The 4222-nt window shown below is 62.2% G+C and carries 4 protein-coding genes; 1 reads left to right on the plus strand and 3 read right to left on the minus strand.

From position 1 onward, the window contains the following. Nucleotides 1-56: 56 nt before the first annotated feature. Nucleotides 57-263 (plus strand): cold shock domain-containing protein CspD, encoded by a 207-nt coding sequence (cspD, locus tag ACTHL0_RS12400; protein WP_007586257.1) that lies wholly within the window; start codon nucleotides 57-59, stop codon nucleotides 261-263. Nucleotides 264-397: 134 nt separating this feature from the next. On the opposite strand, the gene ACTHL0_RS12405 is transcribed toward cspD, so the two are convergent. From ACTHL0_RS12405 to ACTHL0_RS12415, 3 genes are all read right to left on the minus strand, one after another. Continuing rightward, nucleotides 398-2389: a cell wall anchor protein gene (locus tag ACTHL0_RS12405; protein ID WP_440567045.1), complete on the minus strand. Its 1992-nt coding sequence runs from the start codon at nucleotides 2387-2389 to the stop codon at nucleotides 398-400. Between the two features lie 138 nt (nucleotides 2390-2527). Then, nucleotides 2528-3265: a hypothetical protein gene (locus tag ACTHL0_RS12410; RefSeq protein ID WP_440567046.1), complete on the minus strand. Its 738-nt coding sequence runs from the start codon at nucleotides 3263-3265 to the stop codon at nucleotides 2528-2530. A gap of 184 nt (nucleotides 3266-3449) precedes the next feature. Further along, nucleotides 3450-4222, minus strand: a 773-nt coding sequence (locus ACTHL0_RS12415) for a YadA family autotransporter adhesin (RefSeq protein WP_440567047.1), incomplete at its 5' end; no start/stop codon positions are given.

A 4222-nucleotide genomic window follows, 5' to 3' on the forward strand; every position in this document is an offset into this window, starting at 1 on the left:
CTGTCGAGCTTTTCGAGCGCGCTCGTGGTAGGACATGAGTTACAGGGGAAGTAGGTATGGCAACTGGTACGGTCAAATGGTTCAACGACGCGAAAGGCTTCGGGTTCATCACGCCGGATGAAGGCGGCGAGGATCTGTTCGCCCACTTCTCGGCCATCCAGATGAACGGTTTCAAGACGCTCAAGGAAGGCCAGAAGGTGAGTTTCGAAGTCGTGCAAGGACCGAAGGGCAAGCAGGCATCGAACATTCAGTCGGCAGCTTAAGACTGATTCGACTGCAGTCCCTACGAAAACCCGGCTCCGGCCGGGTTTTTTTTCGGCGCTGATCCCCACCCGCCGCACGACCGAGAACGATGCGTTCGGTTCGGTCGCACGGCACGAAGGGCGGGAGGCGAAGCCTAGTTGTTTGCCGGCTGCTTGTACACCCACTCGTTGGCGAAGTAGATGCCATCCCCGCTTTGCCAGCCCAGCTTCACGTAACGCTGCGCCTCGGCGCTGAGCCCTTCCGTAATGGCCGAGCCGCCTGTGACCGAGAACGTTTCGGCGAAGGAAGACGATGACGTCGCAGTCGGCGCAATGCTGAGACCGTGCGAGTACGCCTCTTCCGGCGAAGTGCCCGTGGCAAACGTCACCGCCCCGATACCGACTACGAAGTTCGGCGTCGGAAGCGCCATGCCGGCGAATGTCGGAACCGTCCAGTCGAGATTGACCGACGTTTGCGCGGCCGTCGCCTGCGAACCGCCCGGCGTCAGGAAGTTGGCGATCACGTCGCTGCCCAGCGTCTGCCACGGAATCATCAGTCCCACCGTCGCGCTTACGTTGCCGGCGATATTCATCACCTGCTGCGGCTGGCCAATCTGATTGCCCGTCGCGTCAAACAACGTGATCGTGTAGATCGGATGCTGCGGCAGCGCTGCGACGTTAATCGGCGCCGGCGTGTAATCGGCTGCGCCGTTCGGCGAGAACGAACTCGTGCCGCCCTCGAGCGATACCCAATCCCACTTGTACGTCGAGGTCGTGCTGTTCGATTGCGCGCAGGTGCCGCAGCCCGTCCACGGCGCCGTCAGGGCCGGCGTCGGGATCGTCAGGTCGAAGCCGGGTTTGCCGAATCCGGATGCCGTGTTGAGCATATAGAGGCTACCGCCGTTGATCCCCGGCCCTTGCACCAGCGCCGAACCCACGGGCGTCAACGTTCCGCTCACGGTGACCGCCTGCGGAATCTGGATTTCGATACCCGCGTCGAACCGTGCGTTCGCGGCGTCGGCACTATCCGTGAACTGTTTTCTGTCGACGAACGACGCGATATACAGGTTGAATTGCTCCTGGTTGCCGATGATGTCCCAGGTCTTATTCGGCAGCTGTTGCACGAACTCGCTGGCGAAGTTCATCGAACCGCTCGGCGTGACGTACAGGAAGTACACGAGTGCACCGGGGTTGCTGATGGCCGAGAACGTGTTCGCCGGCAGAAACGCGATCGTACGTGCGCCGATCAGCGTGTTGCCCTGCCCGAACAGCCCGGTATGGCGCGCTTGCATCGTCGCGAAGCCGTCGTTGAGGTAGTGCGAGTCGATAGCGGTCGCGCAACCCGAGCTCGTGCCCGCCATGCACTGGCTCAACGAAGTCAGCAGCGATGCCAGGTAGTTTGCCGGTTGCGCCGGCGGTTGCAACGTCGTGGTGTTGCTGCCGCCTCGGCTCAGCGGGATCCGCGTGTTGGGATCGGAAAGGCTCGACAGTTGCAGCCCCGTGCCGCTCGAGGACGGCGTGACTTGCACGGCGTCGATGACGGCATCGGCCCCGGTCTGGTTCGGCGTGAAGGCGCCGCCGATCGGATCGAACGATGCAGCCGTGAGCCCGTTTTGCGCAAGAATCGGGGCCAGCGCCGTGTTGATCTGCGATACCGCCGCGCTCACCTGTGCCTGCGTGACAGCGCTCAGCGTGGCCGTCGACGTCAAATCGGCCGGATTACCGTCCGTCGTCAACGCCGCCGTGACGGCCGTCGTGAGCGTCGTGACGTTGGCCGTCGTGCCTGAGGCACTGGTGCTCGTGCCTACGACGATCGAGTACAGCGTGGAGTTCGCGCCACTGGAATCGGTGGCCGTAATTAAAAGCGGAAGCGTCAGGTTAGCGAGCGAGACCGAATAACCGCCATTGGTGCCGCTCTTCGCCGTCACGGTATGTCCCGCGGAATCCAGCACCGTCACCGTCGCGCCTACCAGCGCATCGCCTACCGCAACGGTACCGCTCAGCGTCTGCGCGTTGGCGGTCGAACCGGTCGCCGGCGACGATGAACCACCGCTGCTGCCCCCGCCGCCCCCGCATGCGGCCAACACTGCAAGCAACGATGCCGATAACGCCAACCGCGCGCCCCCAAACATGGAAATCGTTTTCAATTTTTGCCCTTTTTCGTTTTTGTTTCTAGATGCAAGCGTCGGTGCCGGTATGCGCCGACGACATTAGATAACGGCGGCATTGACGACGACTTGAGGGCAATTTAAGGTTGCGATTCGGGAAAGGTGCCGCGGGAGCCATTACGGCTCGGCGTCGACTAAAGGGGCTTCGTTGCAGGCACTGCCCAAGCAAGCGCGCGCTTGCGCCCGGACAAGGGCGGTCCACACCGGGAAGCGAGCCACTTCGTCCACATCGCGAGAGGTGGCAAACGGCATGAGCTCCGCCCATGTGGTTCCGTCGGGTGTGCCGAATAGCATCACCGTGTCTGCAGCGCCCAGGACGAGTTCGAACCAGTCACGGAAACGGTCGAACACCTCTGCCTTCCATAGCGCATCGACGTTTGAATACACCCGTTCACGTTCCGGCGCGCTGGCGAGATTAATCCAACCGTGTGCGACTGGCTTCGGTAGCGCCTCGTAATGCTTCAGCACATCCCAGCAGCGGCCCCGGTAATGGACGCTGGCCGCGAGCGTCGTGCCGCTGACGAAAATTCGGATCGCCGGATGCAGGTTCGAAAGCCGGAATTCGGTTGTCGTTCCGCGCTGTTCGCGCGGCAGGCGTTGAATGTCGCCGGCCGAGGCGGAAAGCGAGGCGAGCCAGTCATAGACAACGCGACGCCGAGTCGAGCAATGACGCTGCGCTTGCCGCGTTTCGCTGGCCGTCCATGTGGACTGAATCGAGGAGATGGCGCGCGTGCGCGATGCGCGCACTGGACTGAATTTTCGTTTGCGTGACAGCGTGCGCCGCGGCTTCAAAAGCCCGGAACGTACCGCCTGCATTTCACGTTTGATTTCGGTTTGCATGTTCAAAGCATGCATGCCGGACATCGTTCGTGCGTTTGCCAAAGCGCCAATTTATTTTGCGTCGAGCCCGGAGCTCGATCATTGTTTCAAGTCCGCCGCAGCCGCCGGAAGGGACTGCGACGGGCCTGTTACCGTCACCTGACTCGTTGCGCAGGCATCTATCGAAAACCTCGAACCCGATAGCGGCCTGCGCGGACGATTACCAGCGATAGCCGACGCCTGCGCCAGCTGCCACGGAACCGTGGCCGGAAACCGGCGTGGAGATCGAGCCCTTCACCATCCACGAACGCGTAGCGACGGACAGACCGACAGCCATCGCCGATTGACCGCCGTACGTCCCAGTACCGAGCGCAACGACCTTTTCGCCCGGCAACACGGCCTGCGGCATGTTCGCCATTGCGATCGCAGCGGCCGAACCCGCGTCCGAATCCTTGCGGAACTTATTGAGATCGCTGCGGACGCTATCCAGTTGGCGCACGTTCACCGCGTCAGTGGGAGCCGTACCATCGGCAACGTTGGCAATTTGACGCTCAGCACCCGGCGCACCAACCGAAACCGTGTTGTCCCGGTCTGCGATACTACCTGCACCCAAGGCAACCGAATTGTTGCCTGTGACGATGGAGTTCGAACCGATGGCCGTGCCGTTCGTGCCCGTAACATTGGCGTTCGTGCCGACAGCCGTGCCGTTGGTCGAAGTGACGACCGCTTGATGGCCGACGGCGGTACCGCCGTCAGCGGTAACGTTGCTGGTCGAACCGACGGACGTCGCATTGACAGCGCCCGCTGTTGCACCCGTGCCCGTCGCCGCGCCCGTTGAATCGAGCACGTTCGTATTGCCGCCCGGCAGCGAATTGACTTTTCCGACCAGTGACGACAGTTGCGTGGCGAGGCTAAAAAGCTGCGAGCCGTTCACCCCGTCCGTGCTGGTGGCGCTGATCTGCCCCGCGGCGACATTTTGCAACTGATGTTCCT

The sequence above is a fragment of the Trinickia sp. genome, from assembly GCF_051961175.1.
Taxonomy (GTDB): Bacteria; Pseudomonadota; Gammaproteobacteria; order Burkholderiales; family Burkholderiaceae; genus Trinickia.